General features: G+C 37.8%; 15 protein-coding genes and 1 pseudogene. 5 read left to right on the top strand and 11 right to left on the bottom strand.

All coding sequences use genetic code 11. From position 1 onward, the window contains the following. Positions 1 to 871: 871 nt before the first annotated feature. The 7 genes and pseudogenes from M5A78_RS09945 to M5A78_RS09915 all read right to left on the bottom strand — a co-directional run bounded on the left by M5A78_RS09945 (position 872) and on the right by M5A78_RS09915 (position 6,298). Positions 872 to 1,768, bottom strand: coding sequence for a sensor histidine kinase (locus M5A78_RS09945; RefSeq protein WP_248735114.1), 897 nt, complete (start codon positions 1,766 to 1,768; stop codon positions 872 to 874). 20 nt (positions 1,769 to 1,788) lie between these two features. Beyond that, positions 1,789 to 2,538 carry an ABC transporter permease gene (locus M5A78_RS09940; protein ID WP_248735113.1) on the bottom strand — a complete coding sequence of 250 codons (750 nt, stop codon included), beginning with the start codon at positions 2,536 to 2,538 and terminating at the stop codon, positions 1,789 to 1,791. Continuing rightward, positions 2,531 to 3,454, bottom strand: coding sequence for an ATP-binding cassette domain-containing protein (locus tag M5A78_RS09935; protein WP_248735112.1), 924 nt, complete (start codon positions 3,452 to 3,454; stop codon positions 2,531 to 2,533). Before M5A78_RS09935 ends, M5A78_RS09940 begins: the two co-directional genes overlap by 8 nt. Before the next feature lie 80 nt (positions 3,455 to 3,534). Further along, entirely contained in the window at positions 3,535 to 4,227 is a 693-nt protein-coding gene (locus M5A78_RS09930) for a response regulator transcription factor (protein ID WP_248735111.1), read from the bottom strand. Positions 4,228 to 4,333: 106 nt separating this feature from the next. Further along, positions 4,334 to 4,405, bottom strand: a pseudogene (locus tag M5A78_RS09925) (helix-turn-helix domain-containing protein); the annotation flags it as partial. 91 nt (positions 4,406 to 4,496) lie between these two features. Next, the gene (locus M5A78_RS09920; RefSeq protein ID WP_248735110.1) at positions 4,497 to 5,615 is read right to left on the bottom strand and encodes a sensor histidine kinase; all 1,119 of its coding nucleotides are present in this window, start codon (positions 5,613 to 5,615) and stop codon (positions 4,497 to 4,499) included. Continuing rightward, complete coding sequence (locus M5A78_RS09915) at positions 5,612 to 6,298, bottom strand: response regulator transcription factor (protein ID WP_248735109.1); 687 nt, start codon at positions 6,296 to 6,298, stop codon at positions 5,612 to 5,614. The genes M5A78_RS09920 and M5A78_RS09915 overlap by 4 nt, the downstream gene beginning before the upstream one ends. A 364-nt stretch (positions 6,299 to 6,662) precedes the next feature. Here M5A78_RS09915 and M5A78_RS09910 point away from each other — a divergent pair, with 364 nt between their 5' ends. From M5A78_RS09910 to M5A78_RS09895, 4 genes are all read left to right on the top strand, one after another. Further along, positions 6,663 to 7,139 carry a DUF6220 domain-containing protein gene (locus M5A78_RS09910; RefSeq protein WP_248735108.1) on the top strand — a complete coding sequence of 159 codons (477 nt, stop codon included), beginning with the start codon at positions 6,663 to 6,665 and terminating at the stop codon, positions 7,137 to 7,139. 470 nt (positions 7,140 to 7,609) lie between these two features. After that, positions 7,610 to 7,864, top strand: a complete 255-nt coding sequence (locus tag M5A78_RS09905; protein ID WP_248735107.1) for a VOC family protein — start codon at positions 7,610 to 7,612, stop codon at positions 7,862 to 7,864. A gap of 60 nt (positions 7,865 to 7,924) precedes the next feature. Next, positions 7,925 to 8,320, top strand: coding sequence for a DUF6223 family protein (locus tag M5A78_RS09900; protein ID WP_248735106.1), 396 nt, complete (start codon positions 7,925 to 7,927; stop codon positions 8,318 to 8,320). A gap of 605 nt (positions 8,321 to 8,925) precedes the next feature. Then, on the top strand, positions 8,926 to 10,386 hold the full coding sequence (locus M5A78_RS09895) for a serine hydrolase domain-containing protein (protein ID WP_248735105.1): 1,461 nt from the start codon (positions 8,926 to 8,928) through the stop codon (positions 10,384 to 10,386). A 287-nt stretch (positions 10,387 to 10,673) separates the two neighbouring features. Here M5A78_RS09895 and M5A78_RS09890 read toward each other — a convergent pair whose 3' ends face one another. The 3 genes from M5A78_RS09890 to M5A78_RS09880 form a co-directional block, all read right to left on the bottom strand. After that, positions 10,674 to 14,318, bottom strand: coding sequence for a discoidin domain-containing protein (locus M5A78_RS09890; protein WP_248735104.1), 3,645 nt, complete (start codon positions 14,316 to 14,318; stop codon positions 10,674 to 10,676). Between the two features lie 522 nt (positions 14,319 to 14,840). After that, entirely contained in the window at positions 14,841 to 15,836 is a 996-nt protein-coding gene (locus M5A78_RS09885; protein ID WP_248735103.1) for an HNH endonuclease, read from the bottom strand. 39 nt (positions 15,837 to 15,875) lie between these two features. Further along, positions 15,876 to 16,199 carry a nucleoside triphosphate pyrophosphohydrolase gene (locus tag M5A78_RS09880; protein WP_248735102.1) on the bottom strand — a complete coding sequence of 108 codons (324 nt, stop codon included), beginning with the start codon at positions 16,197 to 16,199 and terminating at the stop codon, positions 15,876 to 15,878. Between the two features lie 709 nt (positions 16,200 to 16,908). Between M5A78_RS09880 and M5A78_RS09875 the strand changes: the two genes are divergently transcribed. Beyond that, a complete protein-coding gene (locus M5A78_RS09875; protein ID WP_319942273.1) occupies positions 16,909 to 17,202 on the top strand; it encodes a PDDEXK family nuclease in 294 nt (97 codons plus the stop codon). A gap of 234 nt (positions 17,203 to 17,436) precedes the next feature. On the opposite strand, the gene M5A78_RS09870 is transcribed toward M5A78_RS09875, so the two are convergent. Beyond that, entirely contained in the window at positions 17,437 to 19,065 is a 1,629-nt protein-coding gene (locus M5A78_RS09870) for a DNA cytosine methyltransferase (protein WP_248735154.1), read from the bottom strand. Between the last annotated feature and the right edge of the window lie 15 nt (positions 19,066 to 19,080).

The following is a 19,080-nucleotide window of genomic DNA, read 5'->3' as shown; positions in this document are numbered from 1 at the left end:
GTTACATGAAAATGCTCTCTATAAGGTTGAGGGAGTTATTCAATATCCAAGTGTCTTTTGTTAAGTGTACTAACTTATTATTAGAAAACACGAAATAGGAGTGATTTCGTTATGGAATGGAAACCAGATAGGCTAATACGTCTTATTCTTCTTTATGTTATGCTTAGCGGGTTAACATACTGGTTGCCTATAATAAGAGGCTTATTCGATGGACCATCTTATTCGTGGTCAGGATGGATGGGAATAGGTGGAACTGGAATAGGCGGACAGTATTGGCTGTTATTGATTCTAGGTTCCTTACTAACCTCGGTAGTTTTTTTGGGGTGGAGAGGAGCTCGCAAACCATTTCATTGGCTATTGCTAACATGGTTTATACTTTTAGTCATTGAGTCAGGTTCTTGGTTCTTCTCTACAGAAACCATCCATTTTAAAGGGGATACCCTTGGAGTTGATTTTTCCTTAAAAAAAATCATTTTTCCCTTCGATGTACTCTTTTTGGTACTTGTTTGCTTATGGATTATTCGTAATTTGAGGTCAGCATCTTCCCTTCCCTCACCCACATGGAAGAGATTAAACCGTAATCTATTGATATTATTTTTCTGCCTTTTTCCACTTCAATTAATACTTCTTAGATTTTTGGATCATGACAAGATATTTGATCAAATTGGGGTCATTCTAACCATATTTCAATGGCTATTACTAAATTTATCATTCTATCCATGGCAAAGTCATAAATATTAGGAAAGGTAGTGCATTTGTTTCAATGATTCCATCCATCTTCGGTATATCTAATATGGAAAAATCAAAATACAGCTTTTTTTTATGTCTTTAGGTTTTCAGCTGGATTGAGTTCTATAGTACAAGAAAAGAACTACTTTTCCCATTCACAGATCATGGATAACTCATTATCTTTTAATTCAGCAGTGAGTTTGCCATGCATTTTTAACATAAGGCTTTTAGCAATCGATAATCCCAACCCTGTACCTTTTTCAGATCTTGTTTTGTCTGCTTTATAAAATCGATCAAAAAGAAAAATAATATCATTTTCACTTAACTGACTAACCTCATTGCTGATGATCAGTTTTATGGAGGAGTGCAATTTTTCAAGGCGAATTGTTACATTTCCACTTGAATGTTTAATTGCATTGAGTACTAAGTTTTCAATCACTCGTTTTACTGCAGATGGGTCAGCTATGATACTTATCTCTTCTTCTGGAATATGAAGGACCGGCTCAAGGTTTTGTTGATTAAATTGTTCATAAAAAACTACCAAAACTTCTAAAAGCAAATGGTGCAATTTGATCTTTTCCATCTTTAAAGGATAATCTTCAGATTCTATTAGAGATAATTCAAAAAAATCTTCTAATAAAACCTTTAATCTTAGTGCTCCACTTTTAATTATGGTAATATATTCTGTTCTTTTCTCTGAAGATAACTCGTCCGATTCTAAAAATTGAATATACCCTAAAATAGAGGTCATCGGTGTACGAATATCATGTGATATATTGGCAACAGCTTGTTTCAATTCGTTTTCTTTACGCCGTTTTTCTGCGTATGCCTGTAAAGTGAAATCAATTTGATCATTGATTTCACGAGCAAGCTTTTCGAAATCTTTGTCAAAATAAGCAATATCGATTTTCTTTTCGGTCTTTTTGCTGTTTAACTCGTTTAATTGCTTAGTTGCTCTTTTTATTTCTTTTTTTAACAAATAAAAGCGAGTGAGAAAAAATACAGCTACCACTATAGAAATTAAAGCAATATATACCATGATTCTCACCCACTCTCTTATTACTGAATTTCCTTTCTCTGAAACACGAAACTGCCTATAAGTCCAAAAATAATAAAGGTTATTATTGGTACGAGCAATAATTTAAGAAGTGCTCCATTACCTAAGTTAAATTTGCTAATGTCTAAAAATAGCCTAAATGCAGAATAATTATAGATTGTTTCAATTAAAGTAAATCTTTGACTTAAAGTGTATAAGATAGTATCAAAAAGAGAAAAAAATAGGATTAAAAAACCAATCGTCTTGCCACTATCTGTGAGTATGATGGCAGCTAAAGCCATAATCGATGCAAATGCTAATGCATAAAGGATGGTTAAACCGACAGTCTGAACAATATAGTCTAGTCCAGGCATATCATTGAAACCATAAAAAATGGTTCCAACCGCCGCCATGACAATAGGAAATGTTAATGAAATAATAACAGCACCAAATGAAAAAACCATTAATTTAGCAAAATAAATACGGATTCTGCTATTACCAGAGGCACCAATACTTTTCATTGTACCGATGGAATATTCGCTAGAAATAAAGAAACCTGCAAGAATACAAGGTACAAACTTAACAATATAACTATTTACTCCTTCCAGAGCCACTGATGCGTATAACTCTTTTACAGAAACGGATTGAACCTTCAATACGAAAAAAACCAGTAGGGGATAAGACACAGCTGCCACAATTAATACAATGACCAATGTCCAAAAAATTCGATCTTTTCTCAATTTAAATAACTCTGACTTCACTAAGCTACTCATGTTTACCACCCCCGATACGATTGGTAAAATACGTTTCCAAGTTTTCCCCCATCGGCATGAATTGTTCGATAATCAATCCCTCATTCGATAGTGTTTTGGAAACTTTACCCGGAGCATCAAGATACCTAAAAAGCTTTATTGTTCCGTCAGGCAAAACTTCATAATGAGTAGTACCGAGCTGAGTTTCAATAATGGCTGTGGCTTTATCCGGTTTATCCACTTTAACGTGGATGTACTGTTGGCATTTCTCATTCAGTTCATTTACAGTTAATTGCTCTAACAATTCCCCTTTATGAATAATTCCGTAGTGGGTAGCCAGTAAATAGAGTTCACTTAAAATATGACTCGAGATTAAAATGGTAATTCCATATTCATGATTCATTTTCTTCAATAACTCTCTAATTTCAACTACACCCATTGGATCGAGCCCATTGATCGGCTCATCGAGAATTAAGAATTCAGGATCTCCTAGTAGTGCAATACCAAGACCAAGCCGTTGTTTCATCCCTAAGGAAAAATTTTTTGCCTTCTTTTTTCCTGTATTCTGGAGCCCAACAAGAGAAAGTGTTTTTTCAATGCATTTTTTCCCAGGGATACCCTTTAAAAGCCTGTGTGCTTCTAAATTTTCAGCTGCACTCATATGGGGATACAGTGCAGGACCCTCAATAATCGACCCAATTCGCTTTCTAGCCTGAATAAGTTCTTGTTCAGTGCTGTGACCAAATAATTCGAGCTTCCCTTTAGTCGGTAAAGCAAGACCTGTTACTACCCTAATTAATGTTGATTTACCCGCACCGTTTTGCCCAATAAATCCATAAATAGAGCCTTTTTTTATAGAAAGATCCACATTATTTAGAGCCAATTGATCTTTATATTGCTTTGATAAACTACTTGTTCTTAAAACATAATCGCCCATTTATTTTACCTCCCTCATATAATACTTTTAGTATAGAAAGGAAAACATAAGAAAGGCTTAAGATAATTCTTAAGAGAACCTTAAGTTTTTAATCGATATCCCATCCCCCAGATCGTTTCTATATACTCTTCGTTTGGATTAGCATTGGATAGTTTGCTTCTGATATTACTCATGTGAACATTTATCGTATTGTCATCCCCATGAAAATCTTCATTCCATACACTTTCAAACAAGTTAGCTTTCGTAAAGACCTTTTTAGGAGAAGATATAAGAACAACCAAAATGGCGTATTCCCTTGCTGTAAAAATTAGTTCTGTTCCATTTACACTTACTGTTTTTGAATCTGTATCAACACAAATATCTTTATGACGAAACTCTTTGGTATTTGAAGGCTGACTCGTGAGCCTGTATCTACGTAGTAGGGAATCAATTCTGGCAGAAACCTCTTCAATATCAAAAGGTTTGGTTATATAATCATCTGCACCTGTTCGTAAAGCATCAATTTTCGTCTGTTGCTCCACCTTTGCTGAAATAATCATAACAGGAACAGGACTTTGCTCACTTATTTTTGCAAGAATCTTTTCTCCAGTCATTCCGGGAAGCATTAGATCGAGCAGTACCATATCCCACTTTTGCTTTTCCAAATAGATCATTGCTTCAGTTCCAGAAAAAGCAGATTGAGGAATATAACCACTATTTCTTATGATGTTACATAATAATAGATTTATATCATTATCATCTTCAACTACTAAGATCTTTATTTGCTGCCTCATTTTATCTACACCTTTTTATTGGATTCACACATTACTAGTTTAAACTGAGTGGGTTATATAACTCAAAATATTTATGGTTCTTAAAAACTTGGCAAACGAATAAAGGTTACTTATTCTCTTGTGCCAATTTTCTATAAAGCGAAGCTCTAGACACTTTTGTAATCTCACAAATTTGATTTACAGACTCAAGGGCTCAGATTAATGCAAAATGCTCATTTAAAAACACATATTTGAAGCAACAATATTTTAGATAAGAGCCTTTGTTAATATCATTTACCCAAAGGTAAATAAACGGTAAATGTCGTACCTTGATCAGGCTCACTCACGACACGGATGAAGCCGCCGTGGGCTCTGACTAAATGATGAGCGATCGATAATCCGAGCCCCGTTCCGCCTGTATGCCGCGAACGGGCCTTTTCCACGCGATAAAAACGATCGAATAGGTGGGCAAGCTCTTCGGATGGAATACCGATGCCGGTGTCTATCACTGAGACACATGTATAGACTGCATTCCGATCCAGGACCTTGTCTTCAATTACAACCGAAATCTTTCCTCCTTTCGGCGTATACCGGATTGCATTAGTCAACAAATTGATGAACACCTGCGTGATCCGTCTCGCGTCGGCCATCACCGTTACCGGCCTCGTGTTCGAATAGAAGCGCATTTCCAGTCCGTTCTCCTCAGCCTCCATTTTCACATCATCAACGACTTGTTCAAGTCTTGCCGACAGATCGAGCGGTTTGCAGTCCAATGCCAACCGGCCCGCCTCAGCCAACGACAAGACATGAAGATCTTCCACAAGCAGGCCTAAGCGGATCACTTCGTCATGGAGTCTAAGCAGCATTTCCGGAGGAACGTATTGACCGGTCTGTTGAGCATTTTCTAATTTTAGCTGCATGATAGACAGCGGAGTTCGAAGCTCATGAGCGACATCAGCTACCAACCGCCTGCGGCCATCCTCAGCTTCCCGGAGACGAAGCGTCATATCGTTGAATGTCTGGATTACTTTCCCATATTCGTCTTTTGATTGGACAGGAACGTTCACGTCCAGATCCCCCTCTGCAACGCGTTTAATAGCGGCAACGAGCTTTCTAAGCGGAATCGTCAGCACCCCCGAAATCCATAAACTGAAGAGCAGCCCGGTTGCTATGAAAAACACCCAATTTCCAAGCCAAAATTTCTGCATCTTACCTGAAACGTAAGTCTTCAAGATCTCGATTTGTTCCCAGGGCAGTGCGTTTAAATAAGATGCATCGATTTCTTCCTTACGAAATTGATCGAACAAAGACTCCATGTAAGCCTGTTTGGTTACTGCATGAGCGCCGCCAATAATAAGAACGAGCAGTCCCATGGAGACAAATATTTTTTGGCGCACCGTCAACGTCATGATTGTTCACCGAATCGGTAACCGAAACCGTATACCGTTTGAATATATCGAGGATTGGACGGATCGTCTCCCAGTTTGCGGCGAAGATTCCGGATATGGGAATCCATCGTTCTTTCGTATCCCATATATTCGTCCGCGAGTGCGGTTTTTAATAATTGCAGTCGGCTGAAAACCATTCCAGGACGCGCAGCCAACGTGTACAAAATTTTGAATTCCGTTGGTGTCAGTTGGATCTCCTGGCCGTCCTTGAATACCTGACATTTGGCCTCGGAAATGGTCAGGTTGTCTCTTTCCAAGAATGTCGACATATCTTCAGGTCCGCGCAAGCGGCGAAGTAAAGCTCGGATACGCGAAGCGAGCTCGCGTAAGCTGAACGGCTTCGTCAAATAATCATCCGCACCAATTTCCAGACCAACGATTTTATCCGATTCATCCGATCGGGCCGTGACCATAATAATACCGCAATGCGAGGTTTGCCTTATTTCGCGGCATACCTCGATGCCGCTTTTCTCGGGGAGCATCCAATCAAGCACGACGATATCAGGCCGTTCAGTCCGGGCAATCGTGAGCGCTTCCTTGCCGGTACAGGCGGTCAACACCCGAAACCCTTCACGTTGCAGATAGGTGTGCATTTCCTCAAGCATGCCCGGTTCGTCCTCCACCAGCAACAATTTCGCTTCCATTTCAATCACTTCTTTCCGGTTTATTCTGCTTCCAGTGCTGGAATACACCACTTACCGAAAATTATACCGTGATTTACCAAGTTCTTGAAGATATCCACACAAAAAGAGGAAGATCTGCATAGGTTCTCGACATTTATTGTTTAAACTGACGGTGAAACGAGAGAAATAGCCGCGAAGAACAAGAAAGGCTAACTGAACGGGAGGATTGATTTCATGGAAAATGACAAGATCTTTTCCTAGCAAAACGGCTTGAGGAGTTACGGTGCCTTTTTTACGACAAAGATTCTAAAGTCGAGCTAGCGATTGAACAATCTTATATGGAAAACCCGACCAATCTTATTTTAATTGAAAGCGAGGTAAAAAGATGAGTAAACTTTCCGTAAACCGCAGTGAACCTGAAATCGGGGATCACGCTGTAGAAATAACCAATCCTTCACCACTCGTGATTAGAGCGCGTCTGGCGTTTAAGGCAATGCTAAGAATATTTGCGATAGGTATTTTGATCCAGGTGTTTCTTGCCGGTCTCGCACTGTTTTGGGATTCGGCCCAATGGGTCAGCCATATAGGCTTTGCCAGATTGCTGATCATTGTTTCGATCCTGATATTCGTGATTTCTTTCATCGCTCGGCTACCGCTTTCTTTTCGACTGCGTAGTGCGGGGTTAATCGGCATTATCATTTTGATAGCGGTTAGCGCTAAATTACCGCATGAAATTGGATATTTATCTGCTCTTCATCCGGTACTTGCTTTGATGTTGTTTTTCGGAACTGTATCCCTCGCACGGCGGACCGATGCCCTCAAAAAAGAAAAAAAGCAAGAATCTGCGGAGCAAAGCGTTTGAATTGAGTTTTAATCACAATCTTCAACATGGATGGAGTGGAAAGATGTCACCCTAATCTATCCGATTATCTTTTGGTCTTTCTATTCATTATCGCGTCTGGAGTATCACTGCATCTGGTTGCGCATGATTATGAGAATAGAACACATTGGTTTCGAATCATTGTAATTGTTCTATATGGAATGTCCGGTATCCTTGTTCTTTTTTTTACCCTTCCAAGACAATGACTTAAGACAACAAAGAACTTTTGAATTAGCTGAGTTCTACACAGTTATTGCTTAAGGATGAGTGTTCGGATAGTTGGAACGTCTACGCTAGAAAAGCGAATTAAGGAGGAGAAAGAATGGCACATATCAATGTACGTTACATTGTCGACGATGTAGATGCGACAATAGCATTCTACACACAACAACCTTGACTTCATGGTCAAAATGCATCCAGCACCCAGTTTTGCCATTTTGTAGCGAGGTGACTTGAATCTTCTTGTTAACGCTAAAAATGGACCAGGTGGTGCCACACAAGCCATGCCGGATGGGCGAAAACCGGAACCCGGCGGCTGGAATCGGATTCAAATCAAGTTCGATGATCTGAACGGCTTTGTCGAGACCTTGCGTAAAGCAGACCTACGCTTCCGCAATGAAATTGTCACAGGTTTTGGTGGTAAGCAGATCTTACTAGATGACCCAGCAGGTAATCCCATCGAACTCTTCGAGCGTTCAAGCAAATGATGTAAAGAACATTAGTATAAGTTACAGTTTGCAAAAACAACAAAGAGGAGGAATTAACAAATGAAAATGAAGCTAGTTTCATTCGTAATACTTTGTGCATTTCTACTTGTGCCAACTATTGCTTTTGCTGCCAACGGTAATTACGTATATGGATTCACCCCCGGGCGAAGCTGGGCCACGATAGATATGGTGGTAGGGCTGATCACCGCGGTCATGGCTGGACTGTCTCTGAGACGCTCCACCCGTGGTATCGGCAACGGTGGGCGAAACGGGGCAATCGTAGCCATGGTCGTGGGGCTCATCGTCATAGCCTACGCCTTTGTACATGTGACCATATTCCCTGGTGGTCCCGGCACCGGTGATGGGCGAGTCGGGGCCATCGTTGCCATCGTGATGGGGCTGACCAGCATGGCTCTTGCTGGGATAACTCTGATCCGCTCCCGCCGCAAAAGCTGACCCGACCATGGTGCCCTGTGTTGTGGTTCCTGTCCTTCATGGGCGTGTTCCGGTGGGCGTCGGAAATCGGATTTTTCTCGGCCCTTCATCCGGTAATCGCCATGATCATGTGTCAGGATTTCTATAAGGAACTTGAACAATATTATAGAAATGAAAGCAGCAAAATATTGATTCCTTTCGTGATTTTGACATGGATTTACTTAAAAACTGGAGAGCTCAGGGGAAAATCAGAGAAGATATCGACGAGGATCTTTTGCCCGTATTCTTTGATTCGTTGGTCTACATTGATACTCATAAAGATGAAATTGGCATTCAACATTTCCCCCAAAATTATTCAATATTTAGCGGAATTTATTATGCAAGGCCTAACAAATCATCATAGATGATTCAAATTGGTCTTTTTTTAACTCCGAATGAATGAAATTAATAATATTCATTCATTGGAATATGCACTACCGATCAGATAAAGCGAATCGGAACAATCTTTGGATAGTTTACAGAAAATAACTTGGGATGGAATTAAAATGAAAATGAGAATAATAGCAATAATCTTGTGTGGTCTGGTCATCTTCCCCCTATTCAGTTCAGCGCGAAGTGGTGGAAGCATGCAAGCAGAGCGATCTGGAACTTCAGTCTTCTCCGAAGTGGATACGTATATTGCTCGTGAAATGAAACGACAACGTCTTCCGGGGCTGGCTCTCGGGATTGTACAGGGGGATCGCCTTCTTTACCTTAAGGGATATGGTCAAGCCGATTCATCAGGTCGTCCTGTAACGCCTGAAACACCTTTCGGATTAGGTTCGATCGGCAAGTCGATTACTGCTATGGCCGTTCTCCAACTTGCCGAAACAGGAAAAATTGACTTAGACGCGCCTATACAGCGCTATATCCCCACCAAGTATAAAGGTGCAGAGTTCATTACTGTACGTCAGTTACTTAACCAAACAAGCGGGTTCTCCCAAATCTCAACTTTTAGCAACACGCTGGCAAGTGTCAACGGTCAATATCAAGATGCTATAGAGAAAAACGCCTTGTCTTATGCGGAAAAGTTTTTAAAGCAAACCAAGCAAACCGAACATCCCTTCACGTATTCGAACGCAAATTATGTACTTCTTGGTTATATTGTGCAACTAGTATCCGGCCAGTCCTATGGCGACTATGTGAAGGAACATATTTTCAGCCCTTTGTCTATGCATGACAGCTACGTTACGCTCGATGAAGCGGCTGCACACGGACTGGCTACGCCCTACCGTCGGATATTTGGATACAACGTTGCCTACGATGGCCCCTTTGTTTATATTGCAGGGGATGCGCCAGCGGGCTACATGTATACCAGTGCGAAGGACATGAGCCATTACTTGATTGCCCAGATGAACGGCGGCCGATTTGAAGATGATTCCGTGCTCACTTCGGAAAGCATACGTCTAATGCAGACCGAACCTGTTCCGGGAACGTACGCCATGGGTTGGTCGTCAGATTACATTAACGGTTTACGGGTTATCGGTTCGCCGGGTGGCTCATTAGGCTTCCAAGCCCAAACTTTTATGGTTCCAGAACAACAACTAGGAGTTATTGTGTTCGCTAACGTCCTTGACGCAATCGATGCCGCTTGGCCCGATACACACGTTATTACGACTACCCACATTGCCTCCGGGGTCATAAATTTGCTGAATGAACAGCCGATTGGAGAATCAGGTCTAAGCATTTCGCAGAAATACATGCTTGTAAATGGATTACTATTCATACTCAGCGTATGGTTATTATATACGACCGCTCGAACTGCGAAGCGCTGCTTTGGTCCGTGGAGTCCTGACAATTCTGGCCGTATTGAACTATCTATCAAAGTTATAGCAAGAATTGTACTGAATTTTGCAGGTCTGTTTATGATCCTGTTGTTGAGTATGACTCAAGTTGTACCGATATGGCATATGGCAACCATCTTTCAGCCGGACGTATTCCTTTGGCTGAAAATAGTAACTGTCCTTATGGCACTGAAGGGAAGCATGGAAATTATTCGGTTGGTTCGGTCGATTAGGCATGAAAAAACATCAAAGTTGAAGTATTAGGAATAAGTGGGAAAACAAGAGGGAATTTCACTTTATAATAGGAGTCCCGCCAAATCAGTTACAACGTGCAAGTGCCCTAAATATAATTATTAATGACATCGGTATTTGGAATACGGTGTATCATTCACTGGCAATTGAACATAAGAAAATTTATTTTAAATCTACAATTACAAGGAAAATGAAAGAATTGTATGAAAAACACAAAATAAAATAACCAAGCAAATCAAAAATCCCCGATTCCACTAATGGATCCGGGGATTGAACGTATTGAGGGACTGACACTTCAACTATAGTCTATTTTTGTAACTATCCATTCTCGTTTCAAGTGTTCTAATCAAAACATGGAACGTGAATCCGTCAAACTCTTTATCGCTTCCTAAATACGACTCCAGTTCATTCTTTGCAGCAATCAGCTCCATTCTTTCTTTATTTGCTTTTGCACCTTTTGTTGTCTCATTGAGCAGTTTTTCTGCCTCTTCCAATAATTTCTCCGCTCCAGCAAGGTCCGTTTTACCGTATGCTTCTAACTCATATAAACTATAGCCGTACTTAGTGCCATTTACCGTTTTTCTCTCCGTCATGACTACTTTTAAATATTTTGCATTTACATCTTTTAAATGGATTGTATCAATATCACCAGCGCTAACACCACTTGTAGCTGGATACGAATACACTTCCTCGAAAGTAATTCCATCCTTTGAAGCAAGTAATGTATATTTTTCCGCTCTTGCTCGTTCCCAAAAAAGCTTCACTGTATCTATGCTGCGAGAATCACCTAGTTCTACCATAATCCATTGATTATCAGCCTCAGCAGCTGAAATATTGTACTGGGAGCCCCATCTAGTTAATAAATCTCCATCCGTTATATTTGCTGCACGTTGAGACTGATTGTATTCCGAAGAGGTGGTTACTTTTTGTTGGTAAGCAACATTTCTTTGACCAGGATCGTAAGATAAAATATTTTTAATGTTATTGCTTGATAGAGCTTTATTCATTACCGTAATGTTGTCGATTTTTCCTTTGATTCCTTGCCCGATTTTTTCCAAAGGCAGGACAAAGGTCGAGGAGTCATTGACCCGGCCGCCCAGCTTATTCGTTTGCTGAGAAGTAGAAACTTGTTTTCCATTAATAAATAAAGTCGTTTTCTTTTTATCGCCAACAAGAACAACATTCTGCCATTCGTTTTCTTTTAGTGAGTAATTGTGGCTAAACGTATAGTTTTCAAATTTTGATAAGCTTCCATCAGACGTTTTCTCATTTCTTTGATAACCCAGCTTACCTGTTTGGTTTAAGTTCAAATAAAAATCTCCATCTTTCCCAGAAAACAAGGTAGCATCGTTAAGAGACCCTTCATCTAGTTTAATATCGAACGAAACCGAATATGGATATCCTATCCCTGACAAAGGAAGTTCAATGAAATTATCCCCATCCAACTGTAGGGATTTTCCATCATAACCATCAACAAGGTTCGGACGGCCTTTGATTTTTGAATCATATTCATTACCTGATAAGTCTTTAACTTTGTTATTCTTCATCGATTCAAAATCAAATTTAAGGACTACATTTGTTTTGGACTCAACGAATCTCGAAGGGTTAGATGTTGGGATTCTATTTTGAACCTTGTTTACCCGCTCCATAAACTGCTCAGAGGTCTGCCCTGCTGTTTTTTCCCCGTACCAAGTTTTTTCGGAAACTAATACAACTGCATCCTTCATTCGATTAAAAATATCATAACTTGATAAACCGCCTGAAAAGGAAGTCATATCATTCCATACCGCAAATTCTGCACCTTTTGTTTGCGGATGGGCAAATGGCATGGTTGCCCCGCCATTTCCTCTACCGTTGTTATTCAAATCATTTACTTCCCATGAATCATATCTATTTTTTATATCCAAATAATCCGGATACCCTGCATTTCCAACAGGAACAATATACAGATCTCCTCCGCACGTATTGATAATGTCATACCCTAAACTATACATTTCCTGTACATCGGACCAGTACGGAGCCCAAATATTCATCGTTGCCTTATTGCTTACCGGGGTATTTCCATTGAAGCCATTTTTTCCAATTGATCCCCAAAGTCTTGTTTCATACCCCTTATTATTAATATAATTAATAAAATGGTCCGTATAGGCTCTCATTTGCTCTGAATATTTCTTATCATACTCATCCGTACCCATATGGAATTTACTACTTTGAATGACCCTATTTTCATCAGTTGGACTATCCCCAAGAAACTCATCAAAAAGGGATTCAATAAATGGATAAACCAATTTTTGTTTTTCCGGGGTGGTAATGTCTAAAGCCCCTTTGGAAAGCATCATGTCCGGATTCACAGCCCTAAAGCTTTCAGCATGGTATGGAGTATCAATTTCAGTTACAACATCTATTCCAACCTTTTTCATATTCTTTTGAAAAGCAATGTACTCTTCCTGTGTATAATACCCATCCTTTGCATTAATTTCTGGATATTTTTTACTTTCTACCCGAAAAGCTTGATAATTTGCTGCGCCCCAATAATCATTAATGTGCAATTGAAGTTCATTTAACTTAAACCATGCCATATATTCTGTCATTTCTTGAACATAGTCTAACGGAATATACATCCTACCAACATCCAGCATTCCTGAGCGTACTTCATATTTTGGATAGTCTCTTGCTATTCCTTTAGGAATGCTATTTTTATTGTCTGATTGATATAAGATTTGCGTAAGGGAAATCCCTCCATAAAGAATCCCTTTTGTTTTTGGAGCACTCACTATAATTTTATCGGTGATATCAAGAGTGTACCCTTCCTCACCTAAATGATGTTTCGTATTGTCGATTGTTAAAAAAATATCCCCAACTCTTGCCTTCGAGCCTTTATGAACATTAATCTCTTTTCCTACCATATTTTTAAAATAGGATTGAATACCTCGAGCAGTTTCCATTAAAGTATCCGGGGCAGACGAATCTACCACTAAACTAGCTCCTTTTTCAAGTTCAAAATTACCAGTATAACCCTTCCATTCTCTCAGACCAGGTATAACGTTCGGAACCGGGTTATCACCTTCTTCATGTTGATATTTTCCTTCGACATTAATTGGAATATCATTGGAAGAAACGGCAAAATCTTTACTGTCACTTTTATTCGTTACTTTGTATAAAATGTTTACCTTACTATCACTAATTGGTTGATAGTAATTCAGATTCATATCGATAATCTGTTTATTATCGGATCCAAATAAAGAAACTTCATATCTTGGGTCTGGAGAATCTGGTAATACAATTTTTTTACCATCATTTGAAAGTGCAGGCTTCATGTCACTCATATAGTTAACAACGTCTTGGGCTTTGTTAAACTGAATATGTTCAAAAACCTCCAGTTCCCAGATGGAGACATTTAGAAATTGAGTGACCCCTGCAGCAGGTGTGTTTCGCGATTTGTTTGCTTTCACTCGTACATATCTTGCCGTTTCAGATTGAGGTAAATGAATGACTTTTTCTAAGTTTGCTTCTGAAGCATCCGTGTAATGACCGATTGTTTTCCAATCTACTTCTTTAGCTGTATTACTAACTTGAACCTCATAGTCTGGAGAATATGCTTTTTCCCACAATACTTTTATTTGTCTAATCGTCTGTTCTGTTCCTAAGTCTACATAAATCCATTGAGGCGCATTAGGATTAGAGATGCTTCTTTTATTAGAAGACCATCTCGCATCCGATATTCCATTCTTTGATTTTCCTGAGCGGAGTCCATCTACAGCGAAATCTGCTGCTAATCTCCCGTCATTCACTTCCAATCCAGAAACTTGAACAGGCTTGTCTAGTGCAAAATTAGGGTTCTGAACCTCTGCTGATGCATTTGCTGCAGGCAGCAAATAAGCCATTAACATACTTACAATGCATAGAAAACTGAAATAGAAATTCTTCTTTTTGCCTAACCTCAATTTCATCCCACCTCGAATAATAGTTTTAAAGAGTTACCATTCTTCTGCGATATTGAATAGGAAGACTACAAAAGGACCTTTTTCTTCGACATACCTCCCTTCTATGGAATGCAAAGCTAAACGGTGATTGATTTTGATTGGTCTAAAGTAGTTAAGAAAACCCCAATAATCTAAATAGAACATTTACCAATAAAAAATAACGCAAAAAAGGCACAGCGGTCTCAAACTAAAAGAATCGAAATTCTTTCAATTGAACCACTCTGCCTGATCAAATCAGTAACATGTGATAAATATGGAATATCATGTATAGTATAGCACCTATTGTAAACGCATTCAATATGTTCCTTTTGTGTTTGTAAATAATAAATAGGATTTTTTTTAACTGGTTTTCGTACTTCAATTCGCTAAATTGTTTTTAAAACTTTTCGAAGTTTACCAAACAATGACTCAACATTTCTTAATTGAGTTTTACTGCACTGAAAGTCCCATACCAATATGAATCCCGATTAATCTTTTTCTTAATCACACTATCATTTTCTTTGGTACCCAAAAATCTGTAAATCCATTTTCAACAGAATAATGATATAGATCTTTTAATTTTTGGCTAGTGTAGACTTTCATGTCGTCCCTTTTTCTTAGATCTGGGTTAGAAATTAAGGTTTCATTTCGTGTAATCACTGTATCTAAAAATATTTCCTTTGCTAATTTATCACTTTTGGATAAATTGCAAGTGCTGCAAGCAATAACTAGATTCCACAGTTGATCCGCTTGGACAAAACTCCATGGAATAAAGTGATCGACATGAGCGTTATCTTTCTTAATGGTTTTCCCACAATAAAAACACTTACCATTATAAAATGACGAGAGTACCTGATAAAACTGATCCAGCGAGGATCTCTTAGAGACATTTTCTACTTTTAAAAGCAAGTTAGTGGTATCTCCCTTATCATTAAATTTTTCTAAAAATAAAGCTAGGTGATAATTCGATAAATAAGTTAAAACCCGCTGGAATCGCTGCATGAAAGAGTAAAAAGTACTATTAAGTCTTAGCTGTTCCTTCCCATTATCAAAATCATAAATGGTGCAGCCAGTATCTCCGTAAATAGCACCCATGACATTGATCTTGCATCTCTTCTTTACTTTGGTAATGATCTCAACCTGTAATTCATGAGACAGCTTATCAAAAACAAGTGTCTTTGGGATTTGATACTTTGCCTGAACATCTAGGAGGATCTTTTGTACCTCGGCATTCTTATCTGTCATATTAATTTGGTTTAGGTTATGATGGATAACCAGGTTCCAGTATATTTTTGCAAAGCTCGAAAATAAGGTGGAGTATGATAATTCCAGCTTATCATTCACATTGTATAAGTTTTCTAGAATCGATTTAATCAAGACAAACTTGTATGTAGTTGAATTTTTTGATTTTGAAGAGAAGATGAAATTAAAATGTGCCCATATTTCTTTGTCTGTTAAATAGGCTGCTTTCATTTCTCCCACTTGTAATTTATGGCTCATTGACCCTTCCCCCGCTATGCTTAGATGCTAGAATCTTTTTCAATCTTCAACCTCAATTAAATAAATTCTATCCTTAAAACCGCCTCGCATCTCCAGCTTTCTTTTCCGTACCTCTTCAATTTCTTCAATTGGAACCCCATGATACTCCGCAAAAGCATGGATGATTTCCAACATATCCGCAAGTTCCTCAATTGCATCATGGTTATTGTTGCTTTTAATATACTCCTCAAGCTCCTCGAAACTTTTTTTCTGAATTGCTGTGATATATTCATCATTATTTAATGTTTTAATGGTGCATTCCTTGCCGGTACTTTTAATGATTTTTGGTATTTTATCGCGAACTAGTTTATTGTATATAGGCATTTTATCTTTACCCCCATATTTAGCCTTTCCATGGAAAATATTGTACATGATATTTATTATACAATACTTGTTGAGTACACGGTAATGGTTCTAATAAATTACTAACAACCACAAAAATTATATTATCATGCTTTTTATGTTCAAGCAGATTTGTATAAGTGTACAATGTACTCTAAATCCATTACGGATTAATTAACGAATAATAAAGTAAAATCCGCACTAGTGCATAGTGCGGATTTGAACAGTTTCTATTAAAATTCACTATACTGCATTGGATTCATATCAAACAAACCCGATAAAAAGTCTCAAGCAGTTTTGAAGTTAGTGAGAAGTATTATTTCTAGTTATTATTATTTACCATTAGTTATTGAGAATCCTTGATTTTAAAGGAATCACAGGCAATTTAATATTATTCAGTTCTTTCTAATTATCTGTAGTTATTTTTAGTACGTGACCAAAATGTGACCAGCGAACAGAGGTAAACATTCATAATAACTGCACTTTCCACCTTAATATTTTTTATTTATAGTTACCGACATTAACTGCAATTCCTCCTCAGGGTTTGCAGTTTTAGTAATTCTTTAAATGGTTTTTATTTTCATTTTTTAATTTTATTTAAGCAAATAACAAAATTTGTCTATACCAATTAATTCAAATAATTATAGACTACAACTATAAATAAAAAAAAAGGAAAAAGTGAGGAGTTTTTATGGCTGATAATAAAAACAAGGATCAGCGAAGGAAAAATATGCTGGCCATACGTTCTCAGTCTAAATTGGAAAATATAGTATCACGAGAACTATGGAAGGGAGGGTTCCGCTTTAGAAAAAATAATAAATCACTTATTGGTAAACCTGATATCTCGATTAAAAAGTACAATATAGTGTATTTATTGATTCCTGTTTCTGGCACGGTTACCCTTTTCAATTTAATATGCCAAAAAGTAATCAAGACTTTTGGCAAAAAGAGTTTGAACGTAATAAAAGATGGGACCAAGCGGTAAATAAATTCTATAAAGAACAAGGATGGAATATTTTCCGAATATGGGAACATGATTTAAAAAAAGATTTTAAAAGTACAATCCAAAAGACTATAGAATTTTTGCAAAAGTCTATTAATAAATATCCTTTAAGAATAGTTAGTCAATAGCAAAAAACACCCTAGAAAAGATTCAGAGGGTGCTTTTTTTCCTATAAATGAGCAATTGCATTTTCTTTGATATGATCAAAACAAACCACTAAAATGTTTTTGCAACTTCCTTGATATCAATAGTAAGATCGCAGGAATCAAGGATTTCAGCTACTTTGCTGGCAATTGCCTTTGCCATAATTGGCGGTACTGCATTCCCTACTTGCTGATACTGTGAATCCTTTGTACCCTCAAAAATAAAGGAATCAGGAAAAGTTTGAAGTCTTGCAGCTTCACGTATACTGAGTGCGCGATCAATAGTAGGGTGAATCCACATAGATTTTCGAACGTTTGTAACAGTACCGCAAGTTTTTTTATAATCAAGCCTCAAATAAATGGAATTTTGTGTCCTTTCAGGCTTACTATAAGTATTTTGTATTAATCCCTTATCAAGATCATGAAAATTCTGTCCTGGTTTTAGAGCTGCGAAACGTTGTCGGGCAGTTTCGCGTGTTTGTGTAGCAATATGATTGTATAAAACACTTGATTTCCGTAATTCACCTGTCAAAGCAGTTTTAATATATTGTTTATTAGACAGTTCAATTCCAACCTCTGTATTACTGAAACTCGGTTCAACCTCTTCAAGATCTTTTATAGCATCCCATACAGTACGAAACTCATATTGTGAATACTCAGGTTTTGGCAATTCTGGCTTTACATCATTTGCTTTAGCAACATTTCTTTTAATACCGAGTGCAATATACCGTTCTCTTAGTTGCGGAGCCCCGAACCATGCTGCATTTAAAATATCATCCTCAATTAAATACATTTTTCCAAGTTTTTTCTTTATATAATCAACAACCGTTATAGATTCAACTTCAGCATAAATTCCCGTCTCATCAATTCTCAGTTCTTCTATAATAATTTCATTATCCAAAAGTTCCTTTGCTGCTGACAGTAACCTCTGTAGATTAATATAGGAGACCATATGCGGTTCTGCTTCTTCAAAGGAGATTGTACCCTTCAAATATTCCAGAAAAAAAGAAAGTGAATTCTCTTCATATTGCCTATAAAGATTAGAAATTTGTTCATTTCTTTGAGGTATTGAATCAATAACTTTAATACTATTTTGAGCTTTTTTTCCTAGTACTTCGTTTCTTTTCTCTTCTTTGTATGAATTCTTTACTACCATTTTAAGAACATTAAAGGTTTTTTCGGGCAATAACAGTTCTTCAACAATATTTGGTTTTAAAATATATTTCTCAATATCTTCAATAGGACAAGTACCATCATGCAGGCAAAGAATCTCTTTTCGTAAGTTGATTTCTAGTTGATCAAAGTCATCGTTCTTAGAAAGATAGAATCGATGAGTATCAGACCGTAACATACGAACATTTTCCATAACAAACGCTAAAGGCTTTAAATTCTCTATAACTTCTACGTATTTTTTTACAAGACTATTATTTTGGCTAATTATATGATTTTTTTGTCGGTTTGCATTTGAAAAGCCTTGGCACGGCGGTCCACCAACAATAACATCAAATTCGCCATATTTACGTTGAAAAACATCATAATCAGTAATATCAAGTATATCTTCTAGTAAAATAGTATCCTTATGATTGCGTCTATAAGTTGCCTTTGCATGTGGATGTTTTTCAACCGCTACAGCAATCTGGAATTTTCCGGCTTGTACAAACCCATGACTCATTCCGCCTGCACCTGAAAACAAATCCAACACTTTATACAAGGTTAT

The sequence above is a fragment of the Neobacillus rhizosphaerae genome (assembly GCF_937468385.1).
In the GTDB taxonomy this organism is placed as follows: Bacteria; Bacillota; Bacilli; order Bacillales; family Cytobacillaceae; genus Neobacillus; species Neobacillus rhizosphaerae.
The sequence above is the reverse complement of the archived record's forward strand: the minus strand, read 5'-3'. Positions and strand labels throughout refer to the sequence as shown.